The organism is Flavobacterium sp. ENC, from assembly GCF_020991415.1.
Taxonomy (GTDB): Bacteria; Bacteroidota; Bacteroidia; order Flavobacteriales; family Flavobacteriaceae; genus Flavobacterium.
This window is the reverse complement of the sequence record NZ_JAJMOY010000005.1, coordinates 109,786-123,392: the sequence shown is the minus strand read 5'-3', so window position 1 is coordinate 123,392 and position 13,607 is coordinate 109,786. Positions and strand designations below refer to the sequence as shown.

General features: G+C 35.4%; 17 protein-coding genes and 1 tRNA gene. 2 read left to right on the top strand and 16 right to left on the bottom strand.

Annotation, left to right across the window (positions count from 1 at the left end):
• Positions 1–179: 179 nt before the first annotated feature.
• The 10 genes from LPB89_RS14575 to LPB89_RS14530 all read right to left on the bottom strand — a co-directional run bounded on the left by LPB89_RS14575 (position 180) and on the right by LPB89_RS14530 (position 6,443).
• Positions 180–752 (bottom strand): pentapeptide repeat-containing protein, encoded by a 573-nt coding sequence (locus LPB89_RS14575; RefSeq protein ID WP_230702473.1) that lies wholly within the window; start codon positions 750–752, stop codon positions 180–182.
• A gap of 41 nt (positions 753–793) precedes the next feature.
• Positions 794–994, bottom strand: a complete 201-nt coding sequence (locus LPB89_RS14570) for a hypothetical protein (RefSeq protein ID WP_230702472.1) — start codon at positions 992–994, stop codon at positions 794–796.
• A 69-nt stretch (positions 995–1,063) separates the two neighbouring features.
• On the bottom strand, positions 1,064–1,984 hold the full coding sequence (locus LPB89_RS14565; RefSeq protein ID WP_230702471.1) for an AraC family transcriptional regulator: 921 nt from the start codon (positions 1,982–1,984) through the stop codon (positions 1,064–1,066).
• Between the two features lie 4 nt (positions 1,985–1,988).
• Positions 1,989–2,552, bottom strand: coding sequence for a DUF6642 family protein (locus LPB89_RS14560; RefSeq protein ID WP_230702470.1), 564 nt, complete (start codon positions 2,550–2,552; stop codon positions 1,989–1,991).
• Between the two features lie 386 nt (positions 2,553–2,938).
• The gene (locus LPB89_RS14555; protein WP_230702469.1) at positions 2,939–3,325 is read right to left on the bottom strand and encodes a hypothetical protein; all 387 of its coding nucleotides are present in this window, start codon (positions 3,323–3,325) and stop codon (positions 2,939–2,941) included.
• A gap of 372 nt (positions 3,326–3,697) precedes the next feature.
• Positions 3,698–4,048, bottom strand: a complete 351-nt coding sequence (locus tag LPB89_RS14550) for a DUF2200 domain-containing protein (RefSeq protein ID WP_230702468.1) — start codon at positions 4,046–4,048, stop codon at positions 3,698–3,700.
• Positions 4,049–4,078: 30 nt separating this feature from the next.
• Complete coding sequence (locus LPB89_RS14545; protein WP_230702467.1) at positions 4,079–4,456, bottom strand: VOC family protein; 378 nt, start codon at positions 4,454–4,456, stop codon at positions 4,079–4,081.
• A 220-nt stretch (positions 4,457–4,676) separates the two neighbouring features.
• Positions 4,677–5,630: a CorA family divalent cation transporter gene (locus LPB89_RS14540; protein WP_230702466.1), complete on the bottom strand. Its 954-nt coding sequence runs from the start codon at positions 5,628–5,630 to the stop codon at positions 4,677–4,679.
• A gap of 179 nt (positions 5,631–5,809) precedes the next feature.
• Positions 5,810–6,067, bottom strand: a complete 258-nt coding sequence (locus LPB89_RS14535; RefSeq protein ID WP_127339860.1) for a hypothetical protein — start codon at positions 6,065–6,067, stop codon at positions 5,810–5,812.
• 302 nt (positions 6,068–6,369) lie between these two features.
• Positions 6,370–6,443, bottom strand: a tRNA-Met gene (locus LPB89_RS14530).
• A gap of 154 nt (positions 6,444–6,597) precedes the next feature.
• Between LPB89_RS14530 and LPB89_RS14525 the strand changes: the two genes are divergently transcribed.
• Both LPB89_RS14525 and LPB89_RS14520 read left to right on the top strand, forming a co-directional pair.
• Complete coding sequence (locus tag LPB89_RS14525) at positions 6,598–6,990, top strand: START-like domain-containing protein (protein WP_026984135.1); 393 nt, start codon at positions 6,598–6,600, stop codon at positions 6,988–6,990.
• A gap of 54 nt (positions 6,991–7,044) precedes the next feature.
• Positions 7,045–7,884: an aminotransferase class IV gene (locus LPB89_RS14520; protein WP_230702465.1), complete on the top strand. Its 840-nt coding sequence runs from the start codon at positions 7,045–7,047 to the stop codon at positions 7,882–7,884.
• On the opposite strand, the gene LPB89_RS14515 is transcribed toward LPB89_RS14520, so the two are convergent.
• From LPB89_RS14515 to LPB89_RS14490, 6 genes are all read right to left on the bottom strand, one after another.
• On the bottom strand, positions 7,881–8,441 hold the full coding sequence (locus LPB89_RS14515) for a YqgE/AlgH family protein (RefSeq protein WP_029272278.1): 561 nt from the start codon (positions 8,439–8,441) through the stop codon (positions 7,881–7,883). The genes LPB89_RS14520 and LPB89_RS14515 overlap by 4 nt on opposite strands.
• A gap of 128 nt (positions 8,442–8,569) precedes the next feature.
• On the bottom strand, positions 8,570–8,842 hold the full coding sequence (locus LPB89_RS14510) for an HU family DNA-binding protein (RefSeq protein ID WP_012022249.1): 273 nt from the start codon (positions 8,840–8,842) through the stop codon (positions 8,570–8,572).
• 181 nt (positions 8,843–9,023) lie between these two features.
• Positions 9,024–9,971 (bottom strand): methionyl-tRNA formyltransferase, encoded by a 948-nt coding sequence (fmt, locus tag LPB89_RS14505; protein WP_230702464.1) that lies wholly within the window; start codon positions 9,969–9,971, stop codon positions 9,024–9,026.
• Complete coding sequence (locus LPB89_RS14500) at positions 9,971–11,866, bottom strand: ATP-dependent DNA helicase RecQ (RefSeq protein WP_230702463.1); 1,896 nt, start codon at positions 11,864–11,866, stop codon at positions 9,971–9,973. The genes fmt and LPB89_RS14500 overlap by 1 nt, the downstream gene beginning before the upstream one ends.
• 65 nt (positions 11,867–11,931) lie before the next feature.
• A complete protein-coding gene (locus tag LPB89_RS14495) occupies positions 11,932–12,465 on the bottom strand; it encodes an ATP-binding protein (RefSeq protein WP_230702462.1) in 534 nt (177 codons plus the stop codon).
• Between the two features lie 161 nt (positions 12,466–12,626).
• Positions 12,627–13,544 (bottom strand): S9 family peptidase, encoded by a 918-nt coding sequence (locus LPB89_RS14490; protein ID WP_230702461.1) that lies wholly within the window; start codon positions 13,542–13,544, stop codon positions 12,627–12,629.
• Positions 13,545–13,607 lie beyond the last annotated feature (63 nt).

Sequence of the window (13,607 nt, the reverse complement as noted above, 5' to 3'; positions counted from 1 at the left end):
TTAAATTTTCAATCCAATGTCTGATTTTTATTTTATGAAGGCATTGATTTGAATTGCTAATTGATTAAATGCTCAGTTTTTTAGTCTCGGTCTCAGTCTCGGTCTCAGTTTACAGTCTCAGTTTACAGTCTCAGTCTCAGTTTCTGTAGCGACTGTAAACTGAGACTGAGACTGAAAACTTATTCAATTTCCAAATCAAACTTCTGCAGTAAACCGGCGAGTGCAGTATGAGACACTTTCATTCTTTTAATTTTATTTTCGGAGGGGTCAAAAGCATAATTCCTGGACGTTCGGAAATCAGTTTTTTCTAAAATACAATCTACAAAAGTAGCATTCGAAAGATCGCAATTTTTAAAAATGGCCATCGATAAATCAGTATTGGAGAAATCAACCTCTTTAAGGGAGCAATCTGTAAAATAGGTTTTCTTTAATTTTTTATAAATGAAAGTTGAATAATCAAGCATGCAATCCTGGAAATTCATTGAAAACAAAAAACTGTTACTGGCGCTAAAGTCCAGTCCCATTAACTTACAGCCGATAAAATTTATATTTTTCAGTCCGGTATTCTTAAGCACCGCCAGTGAAAGATTGCAGTTTTTAAAAGTACAGTCTAAAAAATCAATAGAACTGAAGTCACTTTTCGAAAAGTTGCAATTGATAAACTCACAATTAATAAATTCGTTATCGGATAGTTTTTGATCCGAATAATCAACAGTGTCAAAGGTTTTGTTTTGATGCAGTGCGGCTTCCATAAATAAAGGCTGGGATTGAAAATGATTGTGGTACTTAAATTTTATTCTAATTCGATACAGTCGAAAACCGTATTTTTCAGAACTAATTCTGTTATTTCGGTTTCACTGTCAATTCTTAGAATGTTATCGCAGTCCTCAAGGTCAAAATTCCATTGAGCATCGGCCAATAATTCGTTAAGCAATTCGGAGGCTAATTTTAATTTCGATTTTGTATCAACAGATGTTTTAAAAACATAAATCATAATTCGCTTTTTTTACACGGCAAATTTCTGTAAATAACAGCCATTACGATAGGATTTCGTAATCAATAATTAGGACTTATCAATCAATTTTCGATATTGAATAGGGGTAATGCCTTCGTGTTTTTTAAAAAAACGGCTAAAGTAAGAATGATCGTCATGGCCTACCTGCATGGCTATTTCGCTTACGGAAAGTGTCGTCTGGAACAGCAGGTATTTGGCTTCCAGTAAAATGGTTTCTACAATCCATTTGTTGGCAGACTTACCGGTAGTAGATTTTACAGATTTGTTTAAATGGTTAGGCGTAATATTAAGCTGGTCCGCATAGTAATTTACCTGATGGTTTGTTTTAATACTTGCATGAATCAGTTCCCTGAACCGCGCAGAAATAACCTGCGCTGCTGCCGTGTTTTTGGAGGCCTTAATGGAGTTTATATTCATTTCACAGAACAAAGCCATCAAATAAGATTGTATGAGCTCTAAATTGATGGTTTCTGTTTTCAGATATTCAGCTTCGAGACGGTGGAGTAAATTGGTTATAAAAGGAAAGTCTTTTTCAGGAACGGTAATTTTTGGATTGCCCTGGATTTTCAGGAAATCAAAATCATTCAGCATTTCACGGTTGCCGTATTTGCTGATCAGAATATCGGGATGAAACTGACAGATATAGCCCTGGTGATTGCTGTTGATATGCTCAATTGAAAAAATCTGGCCGGCCGGAACCACAATAATTTCGCAGGGAGACGTTTTATACTCCTCAAATCCAAGATTCATAATGTGTACGCCTGAAGTGATAAAGAGGAGCGTATGGCAAACGTGTTTGGAAGGCGGAACAGGATATTGTAGCTGCATTATTTCTTCCAGTTTCAGGCAAAAAAAATGATCTGAATTCGATTTGAAAAGCTGGTGTATAGGGTTTTCTGATCCAAGAAATTTTTCGCGAAATCCCTTTGATTCATATGTTTTTACTTTTTCAGCCGTTTTTGTTTTCATTAATTTAATAATACAATCTAAAATCGAGTAGCTGGCAAAGATTGTAATGTTTCCGGAATAATTCCTCTACAACTTCAGTAAGATCGTCATTGTCCTGATATAAACTGAAAAATGCCTTATCGATTGTACTGCAGCTTGCTATTTTGTTATACGAAGAACCATAACCCGAAATGGCACGCGCTCCGGTGATGTCTAAAAAATATTGTGCTTCATCATTCGTTAAGTCCAGGATTTTTTTGTTGGCAAAATGAATTACTTTTCCTTTCATTTTTCCTTCAAAAAGTTCCGCAATTTCCTGAAGACTGTAATAATAATCATGCAGGCAGATATTGCTGGCTTCTCCGGGCATTACCAGATAAATAATTTCATAATCCTTAAAATTATGATCTTCATAAAGTAATACATTCAGGCTTTCCTCTAATCCCTCAATGGTGTCGCAGGTTTTATAGATACTCGCAATACCCTGGTCAAGAGCTATTTCTTCGAGATTTTTGACTACATCAGTAGTAAGGATTGTATCTACATCGGAAACACCTTCAAGGCAGAAAATAAATTTATCATTATCCATACAATTGTATTTACCGGTTTTTTTAGGAGTGCCAATAAGATCACTTTTTCAATGTGACAAATGTATTTTTTATTGGATAAAAACTGTTACAGGATGTAAATTTTAACGCATTTTTTTTGATCATTTAACTTATGTCAACCAGATAAAACATGAAAAGACAATTAGACGAACTCTTAAAAATGGGTTTATGTTGGTATAAATTTGTATGTGGTGACTGAATTTCTTCCTTCTGCTGAAGTATCAGAGGGATATAAAGTAGAAATCTCAGTTTTCAGTTACAGTGTTCATCCCCAAATGAAACCGTAACTGAGACTGAGATTTTTTATATTTTAGTACGCTATGAAGTGTACGCTTAACTATTTATTTTCGAAATGGCCAATACTATTTTAATTATCGCTGTCAGAAATCAGGAGCTTTTGCCACCATTTTTGTTCTGTCTTCGGCAACAGTTGATCAATTAGAATTTCACCGGTTCTTTTGTGCCCGCAGGCTGCGCAAAAGGAAGCTTTTGAAGTTCTGTAGGGCTTGTTGCAATTTTCGCAAGGCGGGCCGTATAATTCAATTCTATGATGCATAATCGCATTCGGTTCCGTTTCTTCAAAACCGGACAGTTCTTTGTAATAGTCAAGCAGTGCTTTAAAACGCTCTTGTCTTGTCATATTGCATTTTCCTGTTTCAAAACCCTGGCGATAAAGTTTAGACGCAATTAAATGTTCCTCTTCGTTCAACATCGGGATTTCCATTTTACAACGCCAGCACCAAAGATTTTCCATAGTTTGGTTTTTTATTGATTCAACTTATGTAATATTTTGTTTTTTATGACACGCGGTCTTTTATTTTGCTAATTTCAGTTATTTTGTTGGTAATTCCTTACGGTTTTCCACATTTGAATACAAAAATCGTTTTTATTATTTAAAAAAAAACGAGTAGAAATACCTGTTTTTGAAAAAATAACTGAAAAAATAACGGCAAAAAAAAAGATCAGTTAGTACTAATCTATTTTTTAATTGTTCAACATGATTTTTTATAATCGTTCCTGACCAGGGAAAGATGAAGACTGATAACTTGTTGATAATAAGGTTATTTAGTGTCAGATCTTATGTGCTGTCTTGTATATGACCAATAAAGTTGAGGTTGTAATAAGGTTAGGTTCTTAAAATTTTCTCCATGGCTTTTCCTTTTGCCAGTTCATCAATCAATTTATCTAAATAACGAATCTTTTGCATGAGTTTATCTTCGATTTCTTCTACACGGTACCCACAAATTACGCCGGCAATTTTTGATGTATGCTCATTCATTTGTGGTGCTTCTGCAAAAAAGGTTTCGAAATCGGTTTTATTATCGATTAGTTTTTGCAATGCTGTTGGGCTGTAACCCGTCAGCCAGTAAATTATTGAATCTACTTCCTCCTTTGTGCGGCCTTTTTTCTCCGCTTTGGTAATATAGTGGGGATAAACACTGGCAAATGATGTTGTAAATATTCTGTGCTTTTCCATCGTTTTTAAAATCTTATTTTACAGTTAGATCTAATCGAAAGGTTCCCAAAGCTGAATTTTGTTTCCTTCCATGTCAATTATATGAACAAACTTTCCGTAGTCATAAGTTTCTATCTGGTCCACAATGGTCACGCCTTCTTTTTTTAATTCCCCGACCAGTGCTTCGAGATCGGCAACCCTGTAATTGATCATGAAGTCTTTTGCTGAAGGTTCAAAATATTTGGTAGCCTCAGGAAACGGACTCCATTGTGTTGAACCGTTTTTGACAGAATCTGTTGCTTCTTTCCATTCGAATGTGGCTCCGTAATCATTGGTGTCTAAGCCCAGATGGGTTTTGTACCAGTCTCTCATTTTTCCAGGGTCGTTACATTTGAAAAAAATGCCGCCAATACCTGTTACTTTTTTCATTTTTTAGCTTTTTAGTTTTTAAAAATTAAATTCAGGCGAAACAAAAATAAGGATATGTGCAGTGCGGTAAATTGATTTTGATCGCTAAGCTAAATTAATAATTTTTATAATAAATAGCCTGTAAATTTAATTTTAGCCTCAATTTCAGGAATTTCCGAATTCAGATTTGTGTATTTGTCAGATGATTTCGCTCTCTTTTTCCTTTGGTAACCGATAATTTTTATAACCATTTTTTTCGCTTAAAATAGATAAACGGTAAGATGGCAGACAGCAGCATGGCGAGTAAAATAAGTGGATATCCATAGGCTGTTTTCAATTCAGGCATTTGTTCAAAGTTCATTCCGTACACTCCGGCAATAAGAGTCGGAAGGGAAATACAAACGGTAACCACGGTAAGCATCTTAAAAATATGGTTCTGCTCCAGGTCAATCTTGTTGGAAATATTCTCTTTTAAATCGTCAAGACGGTCAAAATTGAATTGTATGTAATCAGAAATAGCAACAAGATCATTTAGTTCGGATTTTATACTTTCTTTTAAGTCCATTTTTTCTTCCCACTTACTTTTCATGTATAATCGAAAAACTCTGGTAGTTTCAATAAGGGATTCCTTTATAAGCGAGTTACCGAAATTGTATTCCGTAATGGTGTCCATTTCTCTTTTAGAAAAGTTTTTTTCGATTAGAATGGCATTGGTAAGGGTTTTTATTCTACGGCTTAAATTTTCGGTTATGTCAGCAAAGTAGTCAGAAATAAACGCGAACTGAAACTCCAGGACGGACTTTATATCCTCTGTTTCCTGTAAGGCACTAAATCTGTCGGAATAAATTTTATTGAAAAAATTATCCAGTCGCGAGCTGCAGAACAAAAATAAGCTTGATTGCTTTATGATGATAAACAGCGGTTCTTCGATCATTTTGTTCTCCTTGTTATAGTATGGTATCGAAAAGTGAAAGGAGACCTGTTTTGTATTTTCCAGAAAATGTGAACTGATTTCAAAATCTTCATAATTCTTCATGATAGAGAAATCAAGATTCAGATTTTCTTTGAGCCAGTTTATTTCAGAATCCCTGTAATCAATAAATTGCATGACATGGAAATCCAGATTTGAGATGGAAAGCTCTTCAATAGTTTGTGCTTTGACTATTTGTTTGTTTTTTAATAAAATCTCGATCATAGTTTTCGCTTTAAAGTATGGCTTGTAGGCAAATCTTTTGTTGATGCAGTTTCCATACTTAGCTGATCTACTAATGTACAATAAATTTTTGGCAGGTTGCAAATCAAGTTATGTGAGCTGCCTGACCAGATGTATGAACTATAAAAGAGTTAGTCTGTAAACTATGACCGATAACGTATTTATTTTTCCGGTTCTAAATTATCAACAGCTGAGATCTGATCCAGTATATTGGTTTGGTTGGGCGAAATGTAGTTTTTTGTTTCGGCCGGAGTTTCTTTCTTAAAAAGCATATCCAGTGCATTGTATAGTCTTAATAAAACATCTCTGTCTTCTTTTTCAATTTCCAAAGCGGTATTGAAATTAAAAACATAATTATTCGAATTGCGTACTTCTACTTTTATCGTTTTTGATGTGATTTTAAATTTGACTATATCCATGTTGTTTGTAAATTACTTTAATGAGAGTACAAAGTTATTGTATTATAATTAATTTATATAAAATAGATTTCCCGAAAATTTGGAATAACGGTCTTATGTTAATTTTGAAATTGTCATAGTGTGATTTTTTCAAACGGAACAAATTTATAGTACTGTTCTGTGTATTGGCATAAAAAAACAACTTTATATCGGCAGGTCACCCCGTAAAAACACCTGATTTTGAGAAGTCAGGGAAACGAAAAGGCATAAAAAAAGCGGATCAGTTTATACTAATCCGCTCGTTTTGAATAATTTCCTATTTGTAGCGAGGACGGGAGTTGAACCCGTGACCTCAGGGTTATGAATCCTGCGCTCTAACCAACTGAGCTACCTCGCCAAGACTGCTATCAGGAATGAGTTCCTCATTGCGGGTGCAAATATAAAAATTATATTAAAGCGAACAAGCATAAATCGAAGAAAAAAAAATATTTTTAAAAACGCATTGTTTTCGGACATATATTCTTATATTTCGAAAAAATTAAAAGTAGCACATGGATCCAAAAATACGTTACGAAATCGAGTTTCCCATAAATTCATCGCCTCAATTATTATATCAATATATTTCAACTCCGTCGGGTTTATCAGAATGGTTCGCTGATAATGTAAACTCAAGAGGGGAATTTTTCACTTTTATTTGGAATGACTCGCAGGAAAAAGCACGTCTGGCTTCTAAAAAAACCGGTGAAAAAGTAAAGTTTAAATGGGTTGATGAAAGCAGTAAGGATACGGAATACTTTTTTGAACTTCATATTTTAGTCGATGAACTGACTAAAGATGTGTCATTAATGGTTGTCGATTTTGCTGAAAAAGAAGAAGTTGGCGAAGCTAAACAATTGTGGGAGAATCAGATCTCAGACCTGAAACATCTTATAGGATCTGTTTAGTAAAAGTCTATTTTATGCCTTATATTTGCCCTGAACAAAATTCAGGGTTTTTTTATGATCAATTTTAATGGAAACATAGTAGGGCAGGAAGAGAATATATTAACTCAAAATCGTGCTTTTTTGTATGGAGATGGCGTTTTTGAAACGCTAAAAATAATCAACAGCAAAATATTGTTTCTTGAAGATCACTATTTTAGGCTAATGGCTTCCATGCGTGTGGTTCGAATGGAAATTCCAATGGATTTTACCATGGAATATTTTGAAGAGCAGGTTTTAAAAGTAGTGGAAAAAAATGGATTGTCGGCCTCTGCAAGAGCGAGAATCACCGTTTTTAGAAATGATGGCGGATTATATTTGCCGAAAACAAATGAGGTTTCGTTTTTAATTCACGCAATTGGACTTCAGAATACGTCATATGCTTTAAATACAGCTCATTATGAAGTCGATTTGTATAAAGATTTCTATGTAACCAAACAATTATTATCGTCCATTAAAACGACTAATAAACTGATTAATGTTACCGGAAGTATTTTTGCCCATGAAAATGGCTTGGACAATTGCATTTTAGTGAATGATGCTAAAAATGTTGTTGAGGTATTACAGGGGAATTTATTTATGGTTATGGGCAAAAAGCTCATTACCCCTCCAATTTCAGAAGGTTGCCTGAATGGGGTTATGCGTAAGCAGGTTTTGGCTCTTGCGAAGAAAATAGAAGGCATAGAAGTAACCGAAGAAATAATCTCGCCATTTGATCTTCAAAAAGCAGACGAATTATTTCTGACCAATGTAATCACAGGGATACAACCGATAAGCAAATATCGAAAAAAAGAGTTTACAAACAGTCTGGCTCATTTATTAGTACAAAAACTGAATGAATCTATATCTGAAAATTAATTCAGATATGGATTCTCAGGTGCATTTGACCAAATAAGATAATCTCCGCCCAGCTCAATTATTTGTTCTTTCCAAAAATGGGTGGTTGATTTTCCGATAATTTTGTTTTTGTAATTATTATCGGCAATGATCCAGGAGTTTCCCTGCATTTCACTTTCAAGCTGATTTTCATCCCAACCGGTGTATCCTAGGAAAAAACGAATATTATTTTTGCTAATAGATCCGTCGTTAATCAGGTCTTTGGTTGATTCGAAATCACCTCCCCAATAAATTCCGTTAGAAATCTCGACACTATTCGGGATTAATTCCGGGATATTGTGAATGAAATAAAGATTGTCCTGTTCAACAGGGCCTCCGTTATATATCTTAAAGCTGGCATCAATTTCAGGAATTAAGTCATTAATAGTGTACTTTAATGGCTTATTTATGATAAATCCTATTGATCCTTCTTTGTTATGGTCTGCTAATAAAATTACCGATCTGTTAAAAGATAAATCTCCAATTATTGAAGGCTCGGCAATAAGCAGGTGTCCTTTTTTTAATTTTTCTGAAATCATACGGCTACAATTTTTATTAAATTTAATCATAAAATTTTTAAAAACCCAAATAAAATCGTTAAACCGCACAAAAAAACCCTCGATAGGGAGGGTTTTAATTATATTATAAGTTTAGAGAACTTTCTTACTTAGTTCACTGCACCTTCTAATTCAGCACCAGCTTTAAATTTCACTACATTTTTAGCAGCGATTTTTATAGTTTTTCCAGTTTGTGGATTTCTACCGTCTCTAGCAGCTCTAGCAGATACTGACCATGATCCGAAACCTACTAATGAAATTCTTCCTCCTTTTTTCAAAGTTGTCCCTACATTACCTAAAAAAGACTCTAAAGCTAATTTAGCCGCAGCTTTTGTAATTCCTGCATCAGCAGCGATAGCATCGATTAATTCTGATTTGTTCATAATTATTAGTTATTAATTGTTGGTTAAAAAAAAAATTGTTAATACACAAATTTAGTAGGAAATCCGTTCCTTGCAAGTGTTTTCTTTAAATTTAGCAAAAATTGTTAATAACTTGTTTTTTTTGTTCATAAAGCGTGTTATTTATAAGTAAAAACAGGTAAAAACCCCCGTTTTATTGACCTTAATAGACCTTCGCTGTTTCCGAAAAAGTAATCCCGTTTAGCAATTCTGCAACCTGCATTCTTTTTTTTCCGGGTAATTGTAAACTCAAAAGCTGAACAAAGCCATTTGCTACAGCAATTTTGATTTCTTTTTTACTGCTGATCAGGCTTCCTGTTTCATAAGAATGGGCTTCCTCAATCAGTTTTGCCTCGTATATTTTAATGCTTAATTCTTCGTTTTTGTCCTTTAGAAAACACCACGAAGCCGGATATGGACTTAAGCCGCGGATCAGATTGTTTATTTCTTTTCCGGATTTCGTCCAGTCGATTTTGCAGTTTTCTTTGTTGAGTTTGTAAGCAGTTTTAATTTCGGCATTGTCTTGCTGAATTGTTGTCGTCACATTTCCTTTTTCAATAACCTGCAAAGTATCAATCACAGTTTGGCTGCCTAAATGCATTAACCGGTCATGTAATTGTCCGGCGTTTTCTTCCGGTTCAATGGCAATCTCCGAATTTAAGATCATCGCCCCGGTGTCTATTTTGTCATCTATGAAAAAAGTAGTCACGCCGGTTTTGGTTTCGCCATTAATAATAGCCCAGTTAATGGGTGCCGCACCACGATAATTGGGTAACAGAGAAGCATGAAGGTTGAAAGTTCCTAAAGCTGGCATTTCCCATACTACTTTTGGCAGCATTCTGAAGGCAACCACAATTTGTAAATTGGCATTTAAGGATTTCAGTTCTTCCAGGAAACTTTCGTCTTTAAGACTTGTGGGCTGCAATAAAGTCAAATTGTTGGCTAATGCATATTCTTTTACAGCCGAATATTTTATTTTTTGCCCGCGTCCTGCAGGTTTGTCTGCTGCCGTGATAACGCCCACAACATCATAATTGTTTTTGATAATGGTATCCAGTATGCCCACAGCAAATTCAGGGGTTCCCATAAATATAATTCGTAATTTTTCCATTATGATTTTAAAGTGTATGTATTATTGGATTGTATGGTGATGTAATTGTTTTCGAGTAATTCCTGAAGTGCCGGAATAACATCGCTGGTATCGAGTTTAATCTGATTCTGAATTTCTCTTGAGGTCAAAGAAGCTGATTTTAATAAAGAAAGAATCTTATCGGCTATCGAATCGGCTTCGGTTATTTTACCTTTTTTAGTAATACAATAAGAGCAAACCCCGCAATTGGATTCTGTCTTTTCTCCGAAATAATCCAGAATAAGCCGGTTTTTACAGGTTTGATCTTCTTTTATGTAATGCAGAACAGATAGAAGCTGGTCTTTTTTGAGTTGGTTTTGCTTTTCCAGGTATTTAGAAACTCTGTTTATTGTGAGATCGTCTTCGCGAACTTCATTAAATAAAATAGTGGCGTCATTGCTTTTGGATTTATAATCGATAATCTCTTTTTCCTGTAATTTTTTCAAAACAGCAGTAACCTGTTCTTCAGTACGGTTTGATTTTTTTGCAATTAAAGAAAGATTAAACGCAACTTTCATTTCGTAAATTCCGGGATAAGTTCTCAATATCGCCAGTACAATTTCTTCATCGTTCGGATTCAGGCTCATGTATCGAATCACTTCTTTGGATTCGATTAAGAATTGCATGGTAATCTTTTCGGAGAATTCCTGAGACATGGTAATAATTCCCTGTTGATTCAAAAATTGTAAAGCATTATAGGTTTTTAAGGTGGGGAAATCGTATTTCTGGCAAAAATGATTCAGTTTAAACGAAAATGAATCGTCAAGACCTTCTCCGTAAGCGATCTGAAAATAATTGCAGAGTTTTACATAAATGGCATTCAGGAATTTTTTATCGGGCAAAACACTTAAGAACTGCTGCTCCGTCTGATTGATGTCTGAGGAACTGGTTAGTAAAACGGCAAATGATTTTCCGCCATTTCTTCCTGCTCTTCCCGATTCCTGATAGTAGTTTTCGATGTTTTCAGGAAGCTGGGTGTGAATAACTGTTTTTACATTATCCTTGTCAATTCCCATTCCGAAGGCATTAGTGGCTACAATTACCTGCGCCTGTTCGGACATCCACAATTGCATGTTCTTGTCTTTTTCCTTGGAAGAAAGTCCGCCATGATAATAAGTGGCCTTAAAACCAAGTGATTGTAACTGAGTCGAGATATTCAGGCAGGATTTTCTGTTTCTGACATATATGATAGAAGGCTGTGGGTTTTTTTTCAGAATTTGCTCCACACGGTAGAGTTTGTCTTCTACATTAAAAACCATGTAGGCTATATTTTCTCTCGCAAAAGACTGTTGGAAAAATTTAGTGTCTTTTAGTGCGAGTTCTTTCTTGATGTCTTCAATAACTCTTGGTGTGGCCGTAGCGGTCAGGGCCAGAAAAGGAATTTTAGGAAAGAATTTTTTAAGTTCCGAAATTTTCAGATAAGCGGGACGAAAATCATGTCCCCATTGCGAAACACAATGGGCTTCGTCAATGGCAATTAAGTTGATGGGTAAATTTTTAATGCGTTCCAGAATCCAGTCCGATTGTAATCTTTCCGGCGACAGATATAAAAATTTATAATTTCCGTACAGGCAATTGTCCAGAAGATCAATAATTTCTTCGGTGTGAATTCCTCCTGTAAGTGCAATGGCTTTAATTTCCCTTTTCTGCAAATTGGCCACCTGATCTTTCATCAGTGCGATCAAAGGGGAGACTACGAGGCAAATTCCTTCCTGCATCATGGCCGGAACCTGAAAACAAATCGATTTCCCGCCACCGGTTGGCAGCAATGCAAAAGTATCCTGACCCTCCAGAACCGAATCAATAATTTCTTTTTGAAGTGGTCTGAAACTGTCGTGTTTCCAGTATTTTAAAAGAATTTCCTGTGCTTCGGGCATGGGTCTTGTTTTAAAGTTAAAAAATTTAGAAAGCAGTTTTCTAGTTTTACAACTTTAAAACAAGCCTAAATTTTATCTAAGATATAAAGAATTCTATTGTCTACGGTATCTTTTGGTACTTCTATTAAGTCGTAGCCGTATTTTTTATAGGTTTCAACAAGGTGATTCTGAATCGTGACTGCCTGTTCAAAATTCTCGTAACGCTCCGTGTCGCTTTCGTAAATTTCTTCCCAGGGCGGTAAAATAAAAATTTTAGAATATTTGATGTCTTCGCAGGCTTTTGTAAAATGTGCCGGATATTCATCGCCAATATAATCCATATAAGCTACAACATCAGGAATGCCGCGATCTATAAAAACTACATTGTCCGGTTCTTCAAGAGCATCTTTGTATTGTTTGATGCGGCCCTGAAGCAGCATTTCGCTAAACAATAAAGGCTGTTCCAGAAACAACTGATCAATACCTCGCTGCTGTGCTTCGAGTGTAACTTGTCTTGAAATTTCAGGATAACAGCAATAGCCACGAGCCACCAATTCGTTAATAAGAGTAGATTTTCCCGTTCCCGGGCCACCAATGAGAACTATGATTTGTTTTTGCACTTTCTTAAAATAAAGCGCAAATTTACCTAAACTTATTCGTAATTAAAAAGAATATTTATCAGAAACGAATGATTTCGTAATTTTATAGTTGAACAGCATGAATTTATTCATGTATAAAAGTGCTTGTAAGGATTACTTTCTATTCTTGATTTTGATTTTTCTTACTCGCAAAACAAATATTTCCCGGAGCCTGCAATTTTTTTCTCCGAAGGAACAATGATGTGTGATTCGAATTTTTTGTCTTTCAGAATATCATTCACAAAATTCAAAACAGATTGTTGTCCCTGATGAAAAAGATAACCCGAAAATTCATGTCCGCCGCCGCAAAAAGTAATCAGTTCAATGTCTTTATGCAGGTCTTTCATATGATTGTAAACGGCATAAGAACCAAAAAGAATCAGCCAGCCCGAAGCATTTGTCGGGCAGGAACGATGTGAACCAGCAGCATACGGAACAGTGGTATCATTGCTTCCGTGAGCGAGTAACATTGGTATCGCTTTTTCTTTTGTAATCAGATTAATATCCATAATAGCGCCCGAACCTCCGATAAAACCTTTGTAGCTGAAGTTTTCCGGCAGATTGCTTTTGTACAAATTCATCAGTTTGTAATCCCAGTAGACCGCGTGAAAACCGATTTCGGCACCGGCGCTGATTCCGGAAATAAAGAATTTAGAAGTATCGAGATTGTATTTAGTAGCGTTTTCAAGTAAAAAAGAAGTTGCCTGCCACATGTCGCTAACGCCAATCTGAATCGCTTTTATCTTTTCGGTCAAAGTGCCTTTACAGCCAAAATCTTTTCCTTTCATATATAAACTGTACGAAATGCTCGCCACGGCATAACCGTTTTTGGCCATAAACAGCCCGAATTCTTTTTCGCTTGTGCGCTCCCCGCCGGAGAATCCGCCTCCAAAAGCAAAAAGAATTAAGGGAATTTTTTCGCTGGTCTTTTTCTGAGGTAAATACAAATCTAAATCGAGTTTCAGGGTATCATTCTGAAAATAGGTTATTGTTTTGATTTCCTGTGCCTGAATGTTATTGAAATTGAGAAGGGTAAAAAGTAAGATGGCGTATTTCTTCATGGGAATATATTTTAATTGCAAAGTTGTCAGGTTACATTAGAAAGGCTAAAAAAAACGTTGTGA